Here is a 1,036-nt window from a genome sequence, read left to right on the forward strand (position 1 = left end):
ACGAAGACGCCCTACAACGAATCAAAATATTTAGAAGCATTAAAACGAAGAGGATCACCACTGTTAAAATTTGCAATAAATAGCTAAATTTTACTAGTTGTCCACCTCAGGGCGTGTTGTTATGTACATTTTATTGACCCGAAAAATCTCTATGAACTGTTACGACTATTTGTCCATCAGTAACTACTGGATTAAAATTAATGCTATCATTTTTATCATACCAACTTTGTTCTTGAATAACTTTTGAAAGCATTGCGCCTAAATACATACTATTAGACTCATCTGCTGTCATTTTTAATTTACACGCTGTAGTTTTACAAGAAAGGGACTGTATATCAAATCCATACTTGTCATCATTCTGAACTAATTCTCTAACATTTTGTTCGTATTCATAAGCCCATTCATGGTCAACTTCTTCTTGTTCAAACTCTTCATCAACATCTTGGCGAGAGTCATAATTACTTTCATCAATAATTTTTTTTGAAAAAGCCTGTAAATTCACCATCTCATCCTCAGATAGAGATTCTTCTTTTACTAAAACATCAATAGCTTCGACTTTCTCAGAATCCTTTAAATCAGTTTTTGCTACGATTAGCATTCCTTTAAATAGAAGAAATTCATTCTGCAGATTACTGAGAAGTATATTTGACTGCTCTAATTTAATTGAGTTTTTTTTATTTAATTTTTTCAAATCATTGATTATTAAATTCAATTCGTTTTTTTCTTTTTCCAGTAATTTAACAGTAACTTTTTCTGACATTAAATCATTGTACAAATATCCACCTAAGCAAACTAAAGTACTTATAATTACTGCATATACAACATTAAGCTTTTCCATTAAACATCCTTATTAAATTTAGTATGATCAGATATCTTGTCACATTCACTATCAAGTGACTCATACGATATGTACATAACGCCCACTTAAGCGGACAAAAATTGTTGGTTAAAATGTGAAGCGAAGCGGAACCTAACCAACTGTTTTTGTTCCGTTTGAAGTGCTTGTTAGGTAAGTTTAACACCACACTTTTTGCAT

The 1,036-nt window shown here is 31.1% G+C and carries 1 protein-coding gene; it reads right to left on the reverse strand.

Annotated elements, in window-relative coordinates; all coding sequences use genetic code 11:
• Positions 1-130: 130 nt before the first annotated feature.
• Positions 131-838 (reverse strand): hypothetical protein, encoded by a 708-nt coding sequence (locus H4J75_RS19600; RefSeq protein ID WP_182217113.1) that lies wholly within the window; start codon positions 836-838, stop codon positions 131-133.
• Positions 839-1,036: the final 198 nt, after the last annotated feature.

Source organism: Colwellia sp. BRX10-1 (assembly GCF_014077545.1).
In the GTDB taxonomy this organism is placed as follows: Bacteria; Pseudomonadota; Gammaproteobacteria; order Enterobacterales; family Alteromonadaceae; genus Colwellia_A.